This window comes from Pseudomonas syringae group sp. J254-4 (assembly GCF_032586855.1).
GTDB lineage: Bacteria > Pseudomonadota > Gammaproteobacteria > Pseudomonadales > Pseudomonadaceae > Aquipseudomonas > Aquipseudomonas amygdali.
Genome location: NZ_JAWHOO010000001.1, coordinates 505,200 through 527,174, shown reverse-complemented (window position 1 = coordinate 527,174; position 21,975 = coordinate 505,200). Strand labels below are relative to the sequence as shown.

At 61.3% G+C, this 21,975-nt stretch carries 9 protein-coding genes; 3 read left to right on the top strand and 6 right to left on the bottom strand.

Features of this window, described 5'->3' with window-relative positions:
- Positions 1 to 8,628, top strand: coding sequence for a non-ribosomal peptide synthetase (locus RYB09_RS02420; protein WP_316887343.1), 8,628 nt, complete (start codon positions 1 to 3; stop codon positions 8,626 to 8,628).
- Positions 8,629 to 9,327: 699 nt separating this feature from the next.
- Here RYB09_RS02420 and RYB09_RS02415 read toward each other — a convergent pair.
- Positions 9,328 to 11,733, bottom strand: a complete 2,406-nt coding sequence (locus tag RYB09_RS02415; RefSeq protein ID WP_316887341.1) for a TonB-dependent siderophore receptor — start codon at positions 11,731 to 11,733, stop codon at positions 9,328 to 9,330.
- Between the two features lie 478 nt (positions 11,734 to 12,211).
- Positions 12,212 to 14,452, bottom strand: coding sequence for a TonB-dependent siderophore receptor (locus RYB09_RS02410; RefSeq protein ID WP_316887339.1), 2,241 nt, complete (start codon positions 14,450 to 14,452; stop codon positions 12,212 to 12,214).
- Positions 14,453 to 14,541: 89 nt separating this feature from the next.
- Between RYB09_RS02410 and RYB09_RS02405 the strand changes: the two genes are divergently transcribed.
- Entirely contained in the window at positions 14,542 to 14,784 is a 243-nt protein-coding gene (locus RYB09_RS02405) for a hypothetical protein (RefSeq protein ID WP_160329167.1), read from the top strand.
- Here the strand turns inward: RYB09_RS02405 and RYB09_RS02400 are convergent.
- The 4 genes from RYB09_RS02400 to pvdM all read right to left on the bottom strand — a co-directional run bounded on the left by RYB09_RS02400 (position 14,760) and on the right by pvdM (position 20,088).
- Positions 14,760 to 16,436, bottom strand: coding sequence for a cyclic peptide export ABC transporter (locus RYB09_RS02400; protein WP_316887336.1), 1,677 nt, complete (start codon positions 16,434 to 16,436; stop codon positions 14,760 to 14,762). The genes RYB09_RS02405 and RYB09_RS02400 overlap by 25 nt on opposite strands.
- A gap of 69 nt (positions 16,437 to 16,505) precedes the next feature.
- The gene (locus RYB09_RS02395) at positions 16,506 to 17,372 is read right to left on the bottom strand and encodes a formylglycine-generating enzyme family protein (protein WP_316887334.1); all 867 of its coding nucleotides are present in this window, start codon (positions 17,370 to 17,372) and stop codon (positions 16,506 to 16,508) included.
- A gap of 48 nt (positions 17,373 to 17,420) precedes the next feature.
- On the bottom strand, positions 17,421 to 18,701 hold the full coding sequence (locus RYB09_RS02390; protein WP_316887332.1) for an aminotransferase class V-fold PLP-dependent enzyme: 1,281 nt from the start codon (positions 18,699 to 18,701) through the stop codon (positions 17,421 to 17,423).
- Positions 18,694 to 20,088 (bottom strand): pyoverdine-tailoring dipeptidase-like protein PvdM, encoded by a 1,395-nt coding sequence (gene pvdM / locus RYB09_RS02385; protein WP_122258706.1) that lies wholly within the window; start codon positions 20,086 to 20,088, stop codon positions 18,694 to 18,696. The genes RYB09_RS02390 and pvdM overlap by 8 nt, the downstream gene beginning before the upstream one ends.
- A 183-nt stretch (positions 20,089 to 20,271) precedes the next feature.
- Here pvdM and RYB09_RS02380 point away from each other — a divergent pair, with 183 nt between their 5' ends.
- Positions 20,272 to 21,906 (top strand): PvdJ/PvdD/PvdP-like protein, encoded by a 1,635-nt coding sequence (locus RYB09_RS02380; protein ID WP_316887328.1) that lies wholly within the window; start codon positions 20,272 to 20,274, stop codon positions 21,904 to 21,906.
- The last annotated feature ends 69 nt before the right edge of the window (positions 21,907 to 21,975 follow it).

Genomic DNA, 21,975 nt, shown 5'->3' with positions numbered 1-21,975 from the left:
ATGGACAAGTCTGCAGCAGAGCGTATCGCCCAGCGTTTCGTTGGTTTGCCCGTCGAACAGCGCCGCCAGATTCTGAACAAGATGCACGAGACCGGGCAGAGCTTCAAACTGCTGCCCATCGCTGTAACCCGGCATGATGTAGCGCGTATCCCGCTGTCCTACGCCCAGCAGCGCATGCTGTTTCTCTGGCAGATGGAACCGGGCAACGCCGCGTACAACGTGCCTATGGCAGTGCGTCTGAATGGCCCGCTGGACCGCCAGGCATTGAGCGCAGCGCTGGACAGGCTGGTGCAGCGCCACGAAACCCTGCGCACCCGGTTTGTTTCCGAGGACGGCGCGTTTTATCAGGAGATTCTTCAGCAGGCGACCGTTGCCCTTGAGTTTGCCTCGGTTGCGCCAGCCGACATCGAAAACCAGGTGCGCGCCGAGCTGCAAAAGCCCTTCGATTTGCTCAGCGGTACATTACTGCGGGTCAGGCTGTTTCAATTGGGCGAAGCCGAGCACGTCCTGACCGTGTGCATGCATCACATCGTCTCCGATGGCTGGTCCGGCGAAGTGCTGATTCGTGAGTTTGTGCAGTTGTATCAGGCGCAGGTCTCCGGGCAGCCAGCGCAATTGCCTGCGCTGGCCATTCAATATGCCGACTACGCGATCTGGCAGCGCGCATGGCTGGAAGCCGGGGAGGGCGAGCGGCAGTTGAACTACTGGAAGCAGCAGTTGGGCACTGAGCATCCGCTATTGAGCCTGCCGCTGGATCATCAGCGTCCGCTGCAACCGAGCCAGCGTGGCGCGACGGTGCGCGTCGATGTGCCGGAACAATTGTCTACGCAGCTGAAAAGCCTGGCGCGCAATAGCGGCCAGACCTTGTTCATGCTGACTCTGGCGGCACTGTCGGTGGTGCTGTCGCGTTTCAGTGGTCAGGCCGACATTCGCATTGGTGCGCCCAACGCCGGGCGCACCCGTAGCGAGCTGGAAGGCCTGATCGGCTTCTTCATCAACACTCAGGTCCTGCGTGTGCAGGTGGATGAGCAGCAGAGCTTTGCGCAGTTGCTGGATCAGGTGAAACAGGTCGTGACCGGTGCCCAGTCGCATCAGGAGCTGCCCTTTGAACATCTGGTGGACGCACTGGCACCCGAGCGTAATCTGGGTCACAACCCGTTGTTCCAGTTCAAGATCAATCAGCATGTGCTGGCGGCCGAAGACAGCGGGCAACGTGTGTCGGGCCTGACCGTCGATGAGTTTCCGATTGGCAGCAGCGATGCACGCTTTGATCTGGCCTTCGACTTCACCGACACGCCGCGCGGCATACGCGGTTATTTTACTTACGCCACCGACCTGTTCGAGCCATCGACCATCGAGCGCATGGCCGACGCGCTGCGTGCCGTGATGCAAGCACTGGTCGTGGACACTGACCAGCGTCTGGCTGATCAGCCGCAAGCAGTATGGTTGCCGGTCGCTGAGCAGAGCGCCGATTTTGCCTGCGATGACTTCCTCAGCCTGTGGCAACAGGGCCTGCGCATCGGACGGGGCAAGACCGCGTTGCGCGTTGGCCAGCAGGTGTTGAGCTTTGATGAACTTGAACAACGCAGTAACCAGTTCGCCCGCTACCTGCATGCGCAGCACATCAAGCCGGGCATGACCGTTGCGCTGTGCCTGGACCGCTCTGTGGAATGGGTGGTCAGCCTGCTGGCGGTGCTCAAACTCGGTGCCGTTTACCTGCCGCTGGACAGCGCACAACCTGCCGAGCGTTTGCAGCAACTGGTTCGTGACAGCGGCGCGGCGTTGTTGATTCACGCGTCCGGCGACGACAAGGCCGCGCAACTGGGTGTGTGCCCGGTACTGGCCTTCGATGCTGCGCTATGGTCCGCGGTGGATGGCAGTGCGCTGAATGTGCGTGTCATCGCCGAGCAACCGGCTTACATCATCTACACCTCCGGCTCCACCGGGCAGCCGAAGGGCGTGGTAATCAGCCACGGCGCGCTGGCCAACTACGTGCAGGGCGTGCTTGAGCGCCTGTCGCTGGATGACGGGGCGAGCATGGCGATGGTGTCGACTGTCGCGGCAGATCTGGGCCATACACTGCTGTTCGGTGCGCTGGCGTCCGGTCGGCCGCTGCATCTGCTGTCTCATGAGCAGGCGTTCGACCCTGATGGCTTCGCGCGTTACATGGCTGAGCATCAGGTTGCAGTGCTGAAAATCGTACCCAGCCATTTGCAGGGGCTGCTGCAAGCCGCCAACCCGACCGACGTGCTGCCGGGCCAATTGCTGATTCTGGGTGGCGAGGCCAGTTCCTGGGCGTTGATCGAGCAAATCCGCGCGCTCAAACCGGGCTGCCGGATCGTCAACCACTACGGCCCGACGGAAACCACGGTCGGCATCCTCACCCATGAAGTCGCCGAGCGCGTTGACGCTTGCCGCAGTGTGCCGGTCGGTCAACCACTGGCCAATGGCAAAGCGCGGGTGCTGGACGCCTATCTCAACCCGGTTGCCGAACGCGTGGCGGGCGAGCTGTATCTGGGCGGTCACGGTCTGGCGCAGGGCTATCTGGGCCGTGCGGCGATGACCGCCGAACGCTTCGTGCCGGACCCGCATGCCGATGGTCAGCGCCTGTACCGTGCGGGTGACCGCGCGCGTTGGGTGGACGGCGTGCTGGAGTACCTGGGGCGCGCGGATGATCAGGTGAAAATTCGCGGTTATCGGGTCGAGCCGGGGGAAGTCGGCCAGTTGCTGCAAACCCTGGAAAACGTCGCCGAAGCCGTGGTGCTGGCGCAGCCGCTGGAAAGCGACGAAACACGCCTGCAACTGGTGGCGTACTGTGTTGCGGCGGCTGGTGCGAGCCTCAGTGTCGACAGCCTGCGCGAGCAACTGGCTGCGCGTTTGCCCGAGTATCTGGTGCCCGCGCAGATCATGCTGCTGGACAGGTTGCCCGTGACCGCCAACGGCAAGCTCGACAAGCGCGCCTTGCCTAAACCCGGCGTGGTCAAACAGCGCTACACCGCGCCAGTCGGCGAGATCGAGGAAAAGCTCGCCGCCGTGTGGGCTGACGTACTGAAACTGGAACAGGTCGGCAGCACTGACAACTTCTTCGAACTGGGCGGCGACTCGATCCTAAGCCTGCAGATCATCGCTCGCGCCAAGCGTCAGGGCATCAAGCTCAGCCCCAAGCAGTTGTTCGAAAAGCAGACCATCGGCCAGTTAGCCTCGGTGGCAAAACTGATCCAGAAAAAGCCAGCTGCGGCGGTCGAACAGGTCAGTGGGTCGCTGCCGTTGCTGCCGATCCAGGCACGATTCTTTGAACAGGATATTCCCGAGCGTCAGCACTGGAATCAGGCGCTGACGCTCAAGCCCCTGCAAACGCTGGATGCAATCCATCTTCAAGCTGCACTGACTGCACTGATCGAACAGCACGATGCGCTGCGTCTGGGTTTTGCTCAGCAAGACGGCCAATGGCGAGCCACGTTCGGCGCGCTGAACACTCGCGACCTGCTGTGGACCCACGAACTGGACAGTGCCGAGCGCTTGTCTGAATTGGCCGACGAAGCACAACGCAGTCTGGACCTGAAAAACGGCCCGTTGCTGCGTGCGGTGCTGATCGACTTGCCGCAGGGCGAGCAGCGTTTGTTGCTGGTGATTCATCACCTGGTGGTGGATGGCGTGTCGTGGCGGGTGCTGCTGGAAGATCTGCAACAGGCGTATATCGCCATCGCAGCAGGCCAGCCATTGGCGCTGCCTACGAAGACCAGCTCGCTGCAAAGCTGGGCCGAGCACTTGCAGGCCTACGCGCAAAGCCCTGTGCTGGCGCAGGAACTGGACTATTGGCAGATGCAGTTGCAGGACGTCAGCGACGCCTTGCCCTGCGATTACCCGCACGGCGGTCAGCAACAGAAGCACGCGCTGTCGGTGGTTACGCACTTGAATGGCGAGCAGACCCGGCAACTGCTGCAAGATGCTCCGGCGGCCTATCGCACCCAGATTAACGACCTGCTACTGACCGCGTTGGCGCGGGTGGTCAGTCGCTGGACCGCGCAGCCGCATGCGCTGATTCGTCTGGAAGGGCACGGCCGCGAAGACCTCTTCGACGCGCTGGACATCACCCGTACGGTCGGCTGGTTCAGCAACCTCTACCCGGTCCGGCTCACGCCGCAGGCCACGCTGGCTGATTCGCTCATGGCCATCAAGGAACAGCTGCGCGCAGTGCCTGACAAGGGCATTGGTTACGGTGCCCTGCGTTATCTGGGCAGCGAATCTGCGCGGCAGGCCCTGCAAGCGTTACCGCTGGGCAGTATCGTGTTCAATTACCTCGGGCAGTTCGACGGCAGCTTCGACGCACAAGGCGCGCTGTTCACGCCCTCGGCCGAGAGCAGCGGCGCGTCGCAGAGCGCCGATGCGCCGCTGAGTGCGCCGCTCAGCATCAATGGTCAGGTGTATGGCGGCGAATTGCGCCTGAGCTGGACCTTCAGCGGTGCGGTGTTTGAACGTGACACCGTGCAGCGGCTGGCCGATGAATACGCGGTTGAACTGCAACAATTGATTGCGCATTGCACCCGCGAAGGCGTAGCCGGCGTGACGCCGTCGGACTTCCCGCTGGCACGCCTGAGCCAGTCGCAGTTGAGCCGTTTGCCAATCCCTGCGGCGCAGATCGAAGATATCTACCCGCTGGCACCGATGCAGCAGGGCATGTTGTTCCACACCCTGTTCGAGCAGGAAGCGGGCAATTACATCAACCAGATGCGCGTCGAGGTCAGTGGCCTGGACGTGCCGCGTTTCCGCGCCGCCTGGCAGGCCACGCTGGATGCTCATGAAGTACTGCGCAGCGGCTTTGTCAGCCATCTTGAGCAGTCGCTGCAAGTGGTGTTGCGCGATGTCAGCATGCCGTTCGTCGAACTGGATGCTCGTGCGCAATCAGGCGAATGGATCGACGCTTGGGCGAATGCCGATCGCCAGCAGGGCTTCGACCTGGCTCGGGGGCCGCTTCTGCGCCTGGCCGTATTGCGCACTGGCGAGCAGACGCATCAACTGATCTACACCAGCCATCACATTCTCATGGACGGCTGGAGCAGCTCGCGGCTGCTGGGTGAAGTGCTGCAACGCTACAGCGGCCACACACTGCCGAGGCAAGTCAGCCGTTATCGCGATTACATCGAATGGCTGCAGCGTCAGGATGCTGCGCTCAGCGAACGTTTCTGGACCGGCCAACTGGCCGAGCTGGACGAGCCGACCCGGTTGGTTCAGGCCTTCAAAGCGTCCGGGAGCGAGCAGGGGCATGGTGATTACCTGCAACTGATCGATGCCGATGGCACCCGCCAGTTGAGCGAGTTTGCCCGCGAGCAGCGCGTCACCCTCAACACGCTGGTGCAATCGGCCTGGCTGTTGGTGCTGCAACGCTACACCGGGCAGTCGAGCGTGACCTTTGGCGCTACCGTGGCCGGGCGTCCGGCTGACCTGCCGGGCGTCGAGGAGCAACTGGGGCTGTTCATCAACACCTTGCCGGTGATCGCCAGCCCGCGCCCGGAACAGCGGGTGGCGGACTGGGTACAGCAGGTGCAGACGAAAAACATCGCCTTGCGTGAGCATGAACACACACCGTTGTACGAGATTCAACGCTGGGCACGCAGCGCTGGCGAGGCGCTGTTCGACAACATTCTGGTGTTCGAAAACTATCCGGTGTCCGAAGCGCTGCAACAGTCCGCACCGCCGGGGCTGGTGTTCGGCGGCCTGCACACCCAGGAGCAGACTCATTACCCGCTGACTCTGGTGGTCAATCTGGGCGAAACCCTGTCGATGCGTTTCAGCTATGCCCGCCAGCATTTCAGCGAGCAGCACATGGCGCAGTTGTCGGCGCATCTGCGCCAGGTTTTGCAGGCATTGGTGCGCGATCCGCAGGCTGCGATTGGTGAGCTGGCGCTGTTGGATGATCATGAACAGCAGCAGATTGTCCGCGACTGGAACGCTACCGCCGCCGATTTCCCGAGCGAGCACTGCCTGCACAGCCTGATCGAAGCCCAGGTGCTGGCCACCCCGGACGCTCCGGCGCTGATTTTTGCGGCAGAACAACTTAGCTACGCGCAGCTCAATGCCCGCGCTAATCAGCTTGCCCATCGCTTGCGTGAGGCGGGTGTTGGCCCGGACGTACTCGTGGGGATTTGTGTCGAGCGCAGTCTGGAACTGGTCATCGGCCTGCTGGCAATCATCAAGGCCGGTGGCGCTTACGTGCCGCTGGACCCGGATTACCCTGAAGATCGGCTGGCGTACATGATGCAGGACAGCGGCATTGGTTTGTTGTTGACCCAGACTTTGTTGCTGGAACGCCTGCCGGTTCCTGCGCAGTTACAAAGCCTGTGCCTGGATCAGGACGGCGACTGGCTTGACGGTTACAGCACTGCCAACCCGGAAAACCTAAGCCATCCGCTGAATCTGGCGTATGTGATTTACACCTCGGGTTCGACCGGCAAGCCAAAAGGCGCTGGCAACAGCCATCGCGCCCTGGTCAACCGTTTGCACTGGATGCAGAAGGCCTACGGGCTGGGTGGCAGCGATACGGTATTGCAGAAAACCCCGTTCAGCTTCGACGTGTCGGTGTGGGAATTCTTCTGGCCGCTGCTGACCGGCGCACGTCTCGCATTAGCGCTGTCGGGCGATCATCGCGACCCGGAGCGGCTGGTGCAGACCATTCGCCAGCATCAGGTCACGACCCTGCACTTTGTCCCGTCGATGCTCCAGGCGTTTCTGACTCATCCGCAGGTGGAAAGCTGTAACAGCCTGCGTCGTGTGGTGTGCAGTGGTGAAGCATTGCCTGCCGAACTGGCTGGCCAGGTGCTCACGCGTCTGCCGCAGGCGGGCTTGTACAACCTGTACGGCCCGACCGAAGCGGCTATCGACGTGACGCATTGGACCTGCACCCCGGACGACGTGCTCAGCGTGCCGATTGGTCGACCTATCGATAACCTGAAAACCCACATTCTGGATGACGGTTTGTTGCCTGCCGCGCAGGGCGTTGCGGCAGAGCTGTATCTGGGCGGTGTGGGTCTGGCACGGGGTTATCACAATCGCGCGGCGCTGACGGCTGAACGTTTTGTGCCGGACCCGTTCGACGAGCAGGGCGGGCGTCTTTACCGCACCGGGGATCTGGCGCGTTATCGCGATGAAGGCGTTATCGAATACGCCGGGCGTATCGACCATCAGGTGAAGATTCGCGGCCTGCGTATCGAACTGGGCGAAATCGAAGCGCGTCTGCATGAGCATGCCGGTGTGCGAGAAGCCAATGTGATCGACATTGACGGGCCTTCCGGCAAGCAGCTTGTGGCGTATCTGGTGCGCACTGATGCTGCTCAGGAGCCTGACGCTCTGCGCGAAACCCTGAAAACGCACCTCAAGGCTCACGTGCCGGATTACATGGTGCCGACATACTTTGTCTTCATCGAGGTGATGCCGCTGACCGCCAACGGCAAGCTGGATCGTCGGGCACTGCCCAAACCGGACGTGGCTCGTTCACAGCAAGGCCACGTCGCGCCACGCACGGAATTCGAACAACGTCTTGCCGCGTTGTGGGAGCAGGTGCTGCAGGTCGAACGGGTAGGGCTCAACGACAACTTCTTCGCCCTGGGCGGCCACTCGCTGCTGGCGGTTTCGCTGGCAGGCAGGATTCGCGAGACGTTTGATGTCTCCATCAAACTGCATGATTTCCTGTTGATGCAGACCCTCGGTGAACTGGCCGATTTCATGCGTAGCGATGAGGCTAAGGTCAAATCGGCAGTCATCGCCATGAACGCCAGTCGATCAGACAACGCGCCATTATTCTGCCTGCCACCGGGCGGCGGCGGCACGTACTCGTATTACCCGCTGGCGGGTCAATTGAGCGACAGCCGACCGGTTTACGGGCTGGTCAACAAGGCTTACGTGGTGCCGGGCTGGTTTGATACGTCGTGGCAGGAAATGGTCGATTACTACGTCGAGCAAATCCGTATGACTCAACCGCACGGGCCTTACAACCTGCTTGGCTGGTCGATGGGTGGTGCGCTGGCCATCGAGGTGGCGCATGTGCTTGAGCGTGAGGGCGACGCGGTGAGTTTCCTTGGGCTGGTGGACACCCAGCTGCCTGCCTCGGTCGGGATGGAGTGGGTCGAAGAAGCTCCGGAGGTCACCACGCAGAAACAGGGCGAAAATTACTATCGCAGCCTGATCAAGAGCCTGCAGGCGTTTGTGCCGGGCTTGCAGGAAGCGTCGATTGTGGGGCTGATCGAAACCGCCCGGCAGTCGCTGTCCAGCGAGGGCGAGGTGATTGACTGGGTAGTCGACCATGTCGCGCTGGAGGCCGGCATGAACGCCGACAACCTGCGCAGCATATTCCAGGACATCGCCGTGCAGGACGAGATCGAAACCGGTTACAAGCTACTGGAAGCCAACGCACAGCTGAGCCAGACATTTACCCTGAAAACGCTTAACGTGCAGGCCGATTGCTGGTGGGCCGGGCAGAGCCGTGCGCCAGGGCAGATTGCCCGGGCTGAAGCGGTGTTGCTTGAACAGTGCTCGGTCAACGGGCTGCGCAGCTCGACAACGGTTGATCAGCGGCATGACAACGTGGTGCTCGCGGAAGTGTTCCTGCAGGGGCTTGCCGAGCGGCTTGTGTGACGCAGAGCGTCACGAACGGCATTCCCACGCGGAGCGTGCGGAACGATAGGTGTCTGGTCCGGCGACTATCGTGCGGCGCTCTGCGTCGCATGCAGTTCTGGACGCTCTGCGTCCGGTCTTGATTGTGTGGGGCGGCGCAGATCTGTGGTGCGAAGCGTCACGCACGACATTCCCACGCGGAGCGTGCGGAACGATAATCCCAGCTATCGTGCGGCGCTCCGCGTCGCATGCAGTTCTGGACGCTCTGCGTCCGGTCTTGAGGTTGCGGCGCGGCGCAGATCTGTGACGCGGAGCGTCACGAACGGCATTCCCACGCGGAGCGTGCGGAACGATAATCTCGACTATCGTGCGGCGCTCTGCGTCGCATGCAGTTCTGGACGCTCTGCGTCCGGTCTTGAGGTTGCGGCGCGGCACAGATCTGTGACGCGGAGCGTCACGCACGGCATTCCCACACTGGAGCGTGCGGAACGATAATCTTGACTATCGTGCGGCGCTCCGCGTCGCATGCAGTTCTGGACGCTCTGCGTCCGGTCTTGAGGTTGCGGTGCGGCGCAGATCTGTGACGCGGAGCGTCACGCACGGCATTCCCTCGCTGGAGCGTGCGGAACGATAATCTCGACTATCGTGCGGCGCTCCGCGTCGCATGCAGTTCTGGACGCTCTGCGTCCGGTCTTGATTGTGAGGTGCGAGCGCGGGCTTCTAAAAATCACCGCGCAACGTCAGGACGTAGTTGCGCGGGTCGCCGTAGTAGTTGCCGCGGTCGATGTCGCCGGTTGCCTTGTAGTATTTGCGATCCAGCAGGTTGTTGCCGTTGAGGGCCACCGACCAGTGTTCGTCGATCTTCCATGAGGCGCGTGCGTCCCAGATGGCGCGGCCAGGGTTGTCGATGGGCTGGGTCGACTCGTGCTCCGAGTAGCCGCTTTGCGCCGATACACCGCCGCCGACGGTCAGTCGACGCCAGGTGCCGGGCAGGTTGTAGCTGCTGGACAAGCGCAGCATGTGCCGGGGTGTTTCTGCTGAAATCGATTTCCCGTCGCTGCCGCGCGTGAGGTTGAAGGTGTAGCCAGCCAGGGTCTGCAAGCCCGGTAACGGCTCACCACTGATCTCCATGTCGATACCCTTGCTGCGCCGGATGTCGCCATTCACATAGCAGGTGCCGTAAGCGTCGTTGCTCAGGCACTGGCCCGCATTGGCATCGTCCTCGACCGCTACGTCTTTCTGTTTCACATAGAACAGCGCAAAAGACACGTTCAGACGCTTGTCGAACAACTCACCCTTGATACCGGTTTCATGGCTGGCACCGATGGCCGGGTCGAGGAATGCGCCGGATGCCGTTCGATAACCGCTCTGCGGCAGAAAGATATCGGTGTAGCTGGCGTACCACGACCAGTCGCGGTTCAGATCGTAGATCACACCCACGAATGGCGTGACCTGGTTCTTCTCCTGTGCGCGAGTGGTCACGCCTGCGGATTGGCTCTGATAGTCATACCAACTGACCCGGCCGCCCATGACCAGGCTCAACGACTCGCTCAGGCTCAGGCGCAGGTTGCTGTAAACGCCATAACGCTTGTCGCTGTAGTCGGTACTGCGCCAGGCCGGACGCGCAGGTTCGGCAATCGCGTCGTGATCGGGATTGAAGATGTCCAGCGGCCGATTGCTGTTGACGGTGGCATAGCGCGAATCACGTTTTTGCTCAGACCAGTTGCCGCCGATGGTCAACTGGTGGGTCAGGCCAAAGGCGTCAAAACGACCGTCCAGATGGCTGTCGAAGCCGTCGCTTTGCAGCGTATCCGAGCGAAACAGGGTTCTGACCAGCCGCGAACCGCTTTGGGTCGCAGGGTCTATGGCGCCTTGTGCGTAGGCGACTTTCTGATCGAAAGCGCCATCGGAGTGAGTGGCAGACAGTGTGCCGCTCCAGTTCTCGTCAAAGCGGGTTTCCAGTTCGCTGAACACCTCGTCCGTCCGGGTCTGATGACGGTTCCAGTCCTGGGCCAAGGAGGTAGAGCGCGGCAGATCGATGGCTTTGCCGTTGCTGTAGCGGGGCAGGCCGAAAATCGAATAGCCGTGGGTATCCGCGCTCTGATGGCGCAGGCCCAGTGTGAGCGTAGTGTCTTCGCTCAGGTCGGTTTCCAGAATGCCGTACAACAACGGCGCAGTCTTTTTCAGACCGTCGATGAAGTATCCCCGGTCTTCGTAAGACGTGACAAAACGCCCGCGCACGCTGCCCGAGTCGTTGAGCTTGCTGCTGCCATCCAGATCGACCCGGTACTGGTCCCAACTGCCAGCGCGGGTGGTGATCGAGAACTGCGCTAAGGCGGTCGGCCGCTTGCGCACCAGATTGACCGCGCCACCGGGGTTGCCCGCACCGATCAGCAGCCCGGCCGCACCGCGCAACACTTCGACACGGTCGTAGATCTCCATGTCCGGGGTCATCCAGCCGGTCACGCTGTAACCCTGGCCGGCCACGCCATCGATGGTGTAGCTCTCGTCTTCCAGCGCAAAACCCCGCGAGCTGAACACATGAGAGCCAAAGTTGCGTTGCGAAAAGGTGATGCCAGGCGTCTGCGCCATCACTTCGTCGAGGCCGTTGAGGTTTTTGTCGTTCATCAACTGACGGGTCATGACCGTGACCGATTGCGGGGTTTCGCGCAGCGATTGTGATGTCTTGTTGATGCTCACGCCGGTCGCTGCGTACGAGCCGCTGCCCTCGGTGGTGATACCGAACGGGTCGCCTTTGATCGCCACCGGCCCAAGGTTCATGGGCTGCGCTGACGCCGCGCTGCCGAGGGTCAGGGTATCGGCCTCGAGGTTGTGCGTTACGCCAGCCTGTTTCAGCAGATCCGCGACCGCCTGTTCAGGCGTCAACCTGCCATGCACCGGGCTGCTGAACTTGCCGTTCACATCATCGGGGTTGTAAAGAATTTGCAGGTCGCCCTGGCGCCCCAGCTCTTTAAGGGCGCTGTTCAGGGGTTGCGCGGGGATATCGAACTCGAACTCTTCAGCCAGTGCCTCGCCCTGAAAAGCCAATGCCAGCACCAGCCCGCCCAGACGCAAGCCAAGCGTTTTCACGCGGCCTGTGCGCAGACGGCTGGAAGATGTTTGCATGGAGGGGATGACTCGTTGAAAGCGATGGCGAAGAATAATGCATTTGCGCAGTTTGGTCGTGGGCACAGCTCTGCATTACCAGCCGACAACGCGTCGCACATCAAAACCGGACGCAGAGCGTCCAGAAAGGCATGCCAACGCGGAGCATTGGCACAATAGGTGTTCTTACGGACACCTATCGTTCCGCACGCTCCAGCGTGGGAATGCCCCGCGTGAAGCTCTGCATCACAAGCCGACAACGCGTCGCACATCAAAACCGGACGCAGAGCGTCCAGAAAGGCATGCCAACGCGGAGCATTGGCACGATAGGTGTTCTTACGGACACCTATCGTTCCGCACGCTCCAGCGTGGGAATGCCTTGGGTGACGCTCCGCGTCACAAATCTACGCCGCGCCGCGTATTCAAGAACGGACGCAGAACGTCCACAAAGGCATGCCAGCGCGGAGCATTTGCACAAGAGTCAAAGCCTGGACTCAGATCAGAAATCCCCCCGCAAGGTCAGGACATAGCTGCGCGGTTCGCCGTAGACGTTGGAGCGGTCGGTGGCGATCGAGGTGCTGTAGTACTTGCGGTCGAAAAGGTTTTCGGCGTTGAGCGACACCTTCCAGTTCTCGTCCAGTTTCCACGAAGCTCGCGCATCCCAGATGGCCTTGCCAGAAACGCCCAGCTGTTTGTTGGACGGCACTTCATAGCCCGAATCTGCCGACACGCCGGTGCCCAGGGTCAGGCGGTTCCATGCGCCCGGCAGGTTGTAGCTGGTGTTGAGGCGCAGCATGTGTTTCGGCGTTTCGTAAGCGACATCCGCATCGCCGTTGTTGCGCAGCATGTTGAAGGTATAGCCGCCGAATACTTGCAAGCCTGGCAACACTTCACCGCTGGCTTCGACGTCGACACCCTTGCTGCGGCTGATGCCGTCCTGCAGGTAGCAGGAGCCGTCGGAGCTGGTCGGGCAAGTCGTAAGACTGTCCTGGGCCGCCAGATCGAGAGCGGCGACATCTTTCTGCTTGATGTAGAACAGTGCCATCGACAGGTTCATGCGCTTGTCGAACAGTTCACCCTTGAAGCCCGTTTCGTAGTTGGAACCGATGGCCGGGTCCAGCGGCGAGCCGCCTGAGGTTACGTAGTTGGCCTGCGGTGTGAAGATGTCGGCATAGCTGGCATACCAGGACCAGTTGTCGTTGATGTCGTAGATGACGCCTGCGAACGGGGTGAATTCCTGAGTCTGCTTGGATTCATAATCCTTGGCCGCACCGGTTTTGACGTCGTACTTGTAGTCATACCAGCTCAGGCGGCTGCCCAGAACCACGCTCAACGGCTCGCTCAGGTGAATACGCGTGTTGGCGTACAGGCCTGCGCGTTCTTCGGTGGTGTCGATGTCGGTTTGCCAGGCCGGACGAGCTGGTTTGGCGAAAGCGCTCTGATCGACATCGAAGACGTTGACTGCGGTGCGTCTCGTCACGGTCGCCTGATGCGTATTGGCGTCCTGCTTCGACCAGTCAGCCCCCAGGGTTACCTGATGCTCAAGGCCGAACGCGTTGAAGTTACCTTCCAGTTGACTGTTCAGACCGACGCTGTCGACCTCGTCCTTGCGAAACAGTGTGCCCTGAAAATTGGAACCCGCCAGTGTCGTTGGGTTTACTGCGCCTCTTGCATAGGCAATGTTCTGATCAAAACCGCCCTGCGAGTAAGTAAGCGACGTGCGGCTGGTCCAGTCTTCATTGAAGCGATGCGCGACTTCGGTAAAGACCTCGGTCATGTCGCTTTCGAGACGGTTCCACTTCTGCGCCAGGTTGGTCGAGCGCGACAGGCCCAATGACTGACCGTTGCTGTAGCGCGGCAGGCCGTAGATCGAGTAGCCATTGATGACCTGTTCCTGGCGACGCAGGCTCATGGTCAGCGTGGTGTCATCGCTCAGGTCGGCTTCGACGATGCCGTACAGCAGCGGGGTGCGGCTGTCGCGCCCGTCCAGGTACGAACCGCTGTCATCGTAGGCTGCGACCATGCGCCCGCGCAGCGTACCCGAATCGTTGAGCTTGCCGCTGCCGTCCAGATCGACGCGGTACTGATCCCACGAACCTGCGCGAGTGGTGATCGAAAATTTGTTGTCGGCGGTCGGGCGTTTGCGCACTAGATTGACCGCGCCACCAGGCTGACCGGCACCGACCAGCAGACCGGAAGCGCCGCGCAATACTTCCACACGGTCGTAGATGGCCATATCCGGCTGCATCCAGCCGGTGATCTGATAGCCCTGCCCGCCAATGCCGTCGACCAGAAAGCTCTCCGCCAGCAGCGAGAAGCCGCGCGAGGTGTACACGTGACCGCCGAAATTACGGTACTGGAAGGTGATACCCGGGGTGTCCTCTAACACCTTGCTCAGGCTGTTGAGGTTGTTGTCATCCATGACTTGCCGAGTCACCACGCTTACAGACTGCGGTGTTTCACGCAGCGACTGTGGCGCGCCCTTGCCGATACTTACCGCGCCGGTGGTGTAAGAGCCAGTGCCGTCAGTGGCGGTGCCCAGGTACTGCGAGTCGATTGCAGTTGGCGCCAGGTTGACCGTGGCTGTCTGGGTCGAACCGTCTGCGGCGGTTTCCTGTGCCTGGCTGGCCACCGGCATGCAGAGCGCAAGGCCCATGACCGCCATGGATGGCCGGGAGCGGAACATCTGACTGAGCATCAACGCTTTGCTGAGCGGGGTAAGTCGTGACGGGTTGTGCATGAATTGGCTCTTTCCAGTGGGTATCGGCAAGGAGATTGAGAGCGTTGGTCAGGTCTGCGCAGTCGGGTTCAGCCGTCGACGGGGCAGGCGTGAGCAACTTTTTTATAGGGCGTTGCGCGGGAGATGGCTGTGCACGCAATTCGCTGTTAATGAGAACGAAAGCGAATAACGTTTATTTAATGAATTTTTCACAATTCCGGAAAAAAGATGGCGCTTGGCTATCTGGCTGGGGCGGGCATGGCTTCGCCGGGCAACAAAAAGCCCCGCTCGCGGACTGGCCGGGCGGGGCTTTCGAGGCATGGATGAATCAGGCCGGAATGGTTTTGCCGTAAGTGTCGTTCTGCACCTGCTCGACCTGAATCTGCCCTGTCTGCATGCGCACCAGTTGATCGGCGATGTAAAAATAGCGGTCGTCATGGGAGATGACGATGATGGTCTTGCCTTGCTGCTTCAGCTCCGGCAGCAGTTCGGTGTAGAACACGCGCCGGAACGCCGGGTCCTGATCAGCGGCCCACTCGTCGAAGACCAGCACCTGACGCTCGTCCAGCCAAGCGTTGATCAGTGCCAGACGCTTGCGCTGACCGGTCGACAGGTCGGTGGTGGTGAAGGCACCGTCCTTGATGTTGACCTTGTGCGCGATGTCCAGCCGCTCCAGGTATTTGCCGGCGTCTTGCGGCAGCGCGGCCTGTCCCTGCAACGGCTCATCAAACAGGTAGTAATCGGCAAAGATCGTAGTGAATAACTGGCGGTAGTCATCCAGGTTTTCCGGGGTGACGGTCTGCCCATTCAGGCGGATTTCGCCCTGTTGCGGCGTGTACAGACCCAGCAGCAGCTTGATCAGCGTGGTCTTGCCACAGCCGTTTTCGCCGACGATGAATACGATATCGCCCTGTTTGATGCTCAAATCGACCGGGCCGAGATGAAAGGCGTCGCTGCCCTCGACCGGCGGGTAGTCATAACGCAGGTTGTGCAATTCCAGGGTTTGCATATTGGCCAACGAATTGGGGCGGTCGCTGACCAGCAAGTGGGGTTCGGGGCTGGAAAACTTCCACGACAGTTCGGCGATGCGGCGCATGGCGATCTGTGCGCGGCTGATGCCGGGCAGGGCGGTGATCAGGCGTTCCAGCGGGCCTTTCATGTACAGCATCACCAGCACGAAGCCGCCCAGCACGGTTTTTTCAGTGGTCGGCCACATGGTCTGGAAGGCGATGGCGATGCCGATTACGGCAAAGAACAGCATCGAACCGAAGGTTTCCGCGCTGACGAAAATGTTGGCGGCGCGAATGTTCGAGCGGCAGATGTGCTCGGTGGCACCATGAATCTTCTCGTCGAGCATGTGCTGACGACGCTTGCGCTGAATGCGCAGCTCCTTGGCACCCGCAGACAGCGCCTGATAGTGCTTCTGCAATTCGTCTTCGCTGTTGCGCGCCGCCAGAATGCTGCGCATGCCGTACGCATGGGCCAGGTACTGCGCGCCGGTGCCGAGCACCACGGTGAGCACGGTCAGCGCCAGAATCTGCCAGGACAGCAGCGCCAGATAGGTCAGACAGCCCAGGGTGACAGTGAACGAGATGACCATCGGTGCGACCGACAGGGCGAAGGTGCTGATGGTGTTGACGTCGTTGAGCAGCACCGGAATCAGGCGGTGCGAGCGATAACGCTCCAGTTGCTCGATGGGTGCCACCAGCACCTTGGCAGCCAGCTCGCGGCGCAGGTTGGCGACCACGCGCTGGCCAACGTAGTTGGTCGACAGGTTGGACAATGTCGAGCAGGCCAGGGTCAGCACACACAACCCGGCGAACAGCAGCGCGGTCTGCGTGTCCGGACCGCCGGGCATGTTCATCGCATTGTTGATGGTGGCCAGCAGGCCGGTGACGCTCAGACCGCTGACAATCCCCAGCACGGTCGACAGCGCCACCAGCCACCAGAAGGGCTTGAGGATTCTCAGGGTTTCCCGGGCGAGGCTTTCAGTTTTGCGGGTCATGGTGTGTCTCGTCAGTGTCCGTGAGTGCGGCCCGCGTCTGTCGCAGGCCGCAGGCGCGCATGAAGTCCGTTACAGGTCGCGGGCGACCCGAAAACCCAGCCAGTCGCCACGCACATCCGGCTGACGGCTGTTGCGGTTGCCGGAGCGGGAGAAGATCGGCGCTTCGGTCCAGTCATTGCCGCGAATCATTTTCCAGGTGCAATCGCCAGCCAGCCACGCGCTGCCGTCAGTGGGCGCGCCGTTGTAGTTGCTGGTCTCGCAATCGGCGGTCCATTCGTAGACATTGCCGTGGGCGTCGTAAATGCCGAAATCGTTGGGGCTGTAGCTGCCAGCGGGTGCGGTGTAGCTGAAGCCGTCTTCCGGGCCGTAGGTGTTGGCGTGTTTGGCGATGCTGTAAGGCTTGCCTTCGTCCATCGGGAACGGGAAAGAGCCCTTGCTGCCGCCACGTGCCGCGTATTCGCGTTGCGCTTCGCTGACCATGTGATAGGACTTGCCGGTCTTCTTCGACAGCCATTCGACATAGGCCTTGGCTTCGTTCCAGTCCATGCACACGGCGGGCTGACGCGGGCTCAGTGGGTAGCGCGGCTTGCCGGCCTTGCACTCGCGGCCTGGCCGGGTATCGCCATCCGGCATCTTGTAGCCGGAGCTCTTGATATAGGCATTCCACTCGCCGCTCAGCACCTGAAAACGGCTGATGGCGAACGGTTTGGCGAAGGTCACGTCGTGCAGCGGGCCTTCGTCCGGCTGGCGACCCAATTCTTCCTCGGGTGCGCCCATGGTGAAAGTGCCCGCAGGCAGCACGACCATTTCCGGGCAATCCTTGCAGTCCTTGAACACTTTTCCGGGCGCGGGCACCGCCGCAGGCGTGGCGGCGAGGGTGGAGCCGCAGAGCAACAGACCGAGCAGGGCGGAAAGGGGCAGCAGTGTTTTTTTCATGACGGGTCTCGATGGAAAACGGAAAACAGTGGATTCAGTGCACGCACGTCAGCTGCGCTGGCTGAGCAGGGCCATGAATCGATCAATTTCGGCCTCGTTGTTCAGCAATCCCGGCGCGGTACGCACCACCGGGCCGACATCGCGGCTCACGGCGTCCACGACCATGCGTTGCTTCATCAGCCAGGCGGCCACCTCGTCGCTTTCCTGGCCCTTGAGCCGGAAGAAGCTGAAACCCGCTGACAGTGCAGGGTCCATCGGTGTCACCAGTTCGACGTTGGGCTGCGCCTTGAGGCGCTGCTTGAGGTAGCTGTTGAGCTCGTGAATGCGCGCCTGCACGTCGGCTTTGCCCAGCTGCAGGTGCAGCTTGAATGCCTCGTTCAGTGCCCAGCGGTGTTCAAACGAGTGATAACCGCCGGGCGTCATGATCGTGCTGAAACCGGTGGCTTCCGAGAACGTCGGGATCAGTGGGGTGAGGTCTTTGACCTGCTCCGAGCGGGCGCAGACAATGCCTGTACCGCGCGGGCCGAACATCCACTTGTGAGTGCCGGCGACATAGAAGTCGCACTTCATGTCCGGGAAATCCAGGTTCTCGACGCCAAACCCGTGTACGCCGTCGACCACATACAGAATGCGGTCTTTGTCGTCACGGTTGCGGTTGTGTTCCTCGACCAGATCACCGATGGCCCCGATAGGCAGTTTCACACCGCTGCCGGACTGCACCCAGGTCATGCCCAGCACTCGCGTCTTCGGCTGAATACTGCGCGCAATGGAGCCGATGATTTCGTCCGCCGACACGGTCGCAGGGTCTTTGAACAGGCGAATCTTGCGCACCTGTGTGCCTTCGCGCTGCTGGCGGAATTTGAGGATGTCGCGGGCGCAGGAATGCTCGTGCTCGGTGGTCAGGATCTCCTGATCCGGGCGCACATGCAGACCGCCGTAGATGATCGCCAGCCCTTCGGTGGTGCTGCCGGTCAGGGCGATCTGGCCTGGCTGGGCATTCAGGTACTTGCCCGCCCAGACGCGAACTTCATGTTCGCGGCGCTCGGTTTCCCCCAGGTCCCAGTCCATCGCCAGGCCAGGGTTGCGGTCGATGTGCGCGCGATGCTGCTCGATGGCTTCGCGAACCGGAGTGGGGTGCGAGGTGACCAGAAAGTTGGAAAGGTGGACGTAATCCGGGTCCTGATTGAACAGCTGTTTCAGGCGCACCCATTTGTCTGTGGATGTTGGTGCAGGTGCGGACGCCATTGCTGTTGACGCAAGACCGGAGCCCAGTGGCAAGGCTGCGGCCAGCACTCCGGCCTGTTTGAGGAAGGTTCTGCGGTCAGTCATGAGCGGTTGCGCCTGATGTTCGGTTAGCGGCATTCGAGAGGTTGGTTTGTTTCGCATCCGGACGCGCCGAAGCCTGCACCTGCTCCCAGACGCGCAGGAAATTGCCGCCCCAGAGCTTGGTGATATCCGCTTCGGCGTAACCGCGCTCGATCAGCTCGGCGGTCACGTTGCGAATCTCGCTGACATCGTTGAAGCCTTTTACGCCGCCGCCATCATTGAAGTCGGAGCTGATGCCGACATGGTCGATACCGATCTTTCTCACCGTGTAATCGATGGCGTCGACGAAATCCTTGACCGTGGCCTTGGGCTCTTCTTCAAGGATCGCGTACAGCTTGCTGGCGTAGGCACCGAAGCGCTGTTCCGGCCAGACCGTGATAATCGCGTCGCCGGGCATCAGCGCCATGGCCAGGTTGGGCAGCGGCGGCAGGTCGAAGTCCTTGCGCAGGGCGTTGAGCTTGTCCTGAGTCTTCTGGGTCAGCGGCTTCAAATAGGCCGGGAACGCCACGATCTGCACCACGCCGCCACTGCGCTTGATGAGCTGCATTTCCTCGTCGCTGAGGTTGCGCGGGATGTCCACCAGCGCACGCGGGGCCGAGTGCGAGGCGACCATTGGCGTACGGCTCAACTGGCTGACTTGCTCCAGTGCCTTGCTCGACATTTGCGAGACATCAATGATCACGCCCAGGTCGTTGAGGCGCTGCACTGCCTGCTTGCCGATTTCCGACAGGCCGCCCAGCGCGTCGGGCGTGTCGTTTAGAAAGGGCAGGGGGCGTGAAGAGTCGGCCCAGCTGTTATTACCGACGTAACTGAAGCCGAACATGCGCATGCCGCGCGCTGTCCAGTGGTCCAGCAGGCTCAGGTCATTGCCCAGCGGGTAGGCGTTGAGCATGCTGATGAAGATCGCAAACTTGCCCTCGCCGTGCAGGCGGCGCATGTCGTCGGGGGTATAGGCGATGCCGACCTGATTGGGGAAATCCCGAACCATGCCGGTGATGATCTTGTAGCGCACTTCCTGCTGGTGGCGCGCCTCGTCGACAAAGCCGGGTGTCGGACGATGCGGGGCATTGTCGCCGTTCCAGATTTCCGGCCAGCCGAATACCGTGAGTGCTGCGCCGGACAAGCGCCCGCGTGCGGTTTTCACCAGGTCGAACTGGCCCGAACCGTCCTTGTCGGCTTCATTGCCCTCGCTGCCGAATTTCATCGGCACGGTGATGTGACTGTCGAAGGAAATGATCCGCTCTTGCAGGTCGTCAGCCTGCTTCATGACCTTGACCGGGTAACCGGCAGGCGACCAGTAATTCCAGGCCAGAAAACCCGCGCCTGCACTGATGGCCAGGGCCAGCGGCAGGCCGATGAAGAGAGCCTTTTTCCAACGCGGTCTTGTCATTTCCGTCTCGTTCAGATTAACCGTTGCGCAGCCTGCAAGGGCTGTTGCTATCTGGTGGAGAACGAGCGGATGGGCGAAAAATTTAGCGCTCGAAGATGGATCAGGTCAGCCAGCTAAATTTAATCATCGGGTTTACGTTCTAGCTTGGATAACGGCTGTCTCGGTGCTGGAACAGGTAGGGTAATGACGATTTCTCGACGAGGGTTCATAGCAGGGCTGGCGCTGACCGGCGCGGCAGTTCCGGCTGCCTATTACGCACATCGGGAACTCACCCGTGTCGAGGAACCCGTGACACCGGGCGAGGCCACGGCCGGGCCCGCAGATACGTCTACCCAGCGCCTGGCCGACAAGCTGCGCGGGGTATGGACGTTGCGTTTCGAGGGGCGCGATGCCGGGCTGGCCGATGCGCCGCTTGAAGGTCTGGAAATGTTTCTCGACATTGCCCCGCGCGGTCGTGGCCTGCGCGGTTATATCGATACGCCGGAGCAATTGCGCAGCGACGCACAGCCACGCTTCCGGGTGATTGGCGACCTGCAACCGGCCAACGCGGCAAAACTGTATCTGCGGGTGATGGACGGCCATGCTGGCAATGATCCGCACAGCGACACTCCGGATTACGAATTCAGCCTGACCCTTGATGAAGTCTGGGGCGCGTTCGGCAATGCGGGCAGCGGCACGTTGAGCGGACGTATCGAACGTCTGGACCGGCCGTTGGCCCTGCCGGAGCTGGAAAACCGCCTGATTGCCATCAAGCAGGTGTTCCCTGAGGCGCGCGAGCGGGTCGGCCTGAGTCCGCCGTTTCTGGCCTGGCTGGTTTCCAAGGAGCATCGCTTGTTTCACCAGCTGTGGCATGCCTCTCGGGACAAATGGCACAAGCTGCCCGAAGACAAGCGCAACGCCCTGCGTGGTATCGGCTGGCAGCCGGGGCCGCGCGAGAAAGAGCGTGATGCGCGTGGCCCGCACAAGGACCGCAACGGTTCGGGTGAAGACTTCTTTTACATGCACCGGCACATGCTGATTCAGGCCCGCAAGATTCAGGACCTGCCGTCGTGGCCGCGGTTTCCGTTGCCACAGCCTGAGCTGGAGCGTGACCGGTTGGGTTTCGCACGTTATTTCGATAATCACGACGGTTGTTCGCTGCCGCCCAACTGGCTGGCACAGGGCGATGAGGAATACACGCAACTGGTCGCCGATATCAAAAGCCACGAGACGTTTCACACGCACTTTCAGGTCTGGGAGTCGCAGTACCGCGACCCGCGCTTTCTGTCGAAGCTGACGTTGGGTCAGTTTGGTTCGCAGGTCGAGCTGGAACTGCACGACTGGCTGCACATGCGCTGGGCCTCCGTCGCCCGCGACCCTGCCAACGGCCAGCCGGTGCCGATGGCGCGTCGTTCGGACGACTTCGCCGAGCGCTGGTTCGAGCCGGAAAACGACTTCCTCGCCGATCCGTTTTCATCGCATGTGAACCCGGTGTTCTGGATGTTTCACGGCTGGATCGACGATCGCATCGACGACTGGTTCCGCGCTCACGAGCGCTTTCATCCGGGCGAAGTGAAGCGCCTGGAAGTCAATGGCGTGCCGTGGTTCGCAGCGGGCCGCTGGGTTGAAGTCAGCGACCCGTGGCTGGGGCCGGAAACCCACGGCTGCAGCACCGTGCCCGGGCAGGCGGCAGGCACGACCATGGAAATGGACCCGGAAGTCATGAAGCTTGCGCTGCGTATTACCTTTGCGGCGGATGACAAATTGAGCAACCTGCTACGCCGCGTGCCACGCAGGCCGTGGTATGCAAGGAATCTGTTGCCGGACAGGTGGTTTTAGCGGACGGCAGTGGAGGTTATCGTTCCCAGCGCTCCTGCTTGGGAATGCAGGTCAGGACGCGATGCGTCT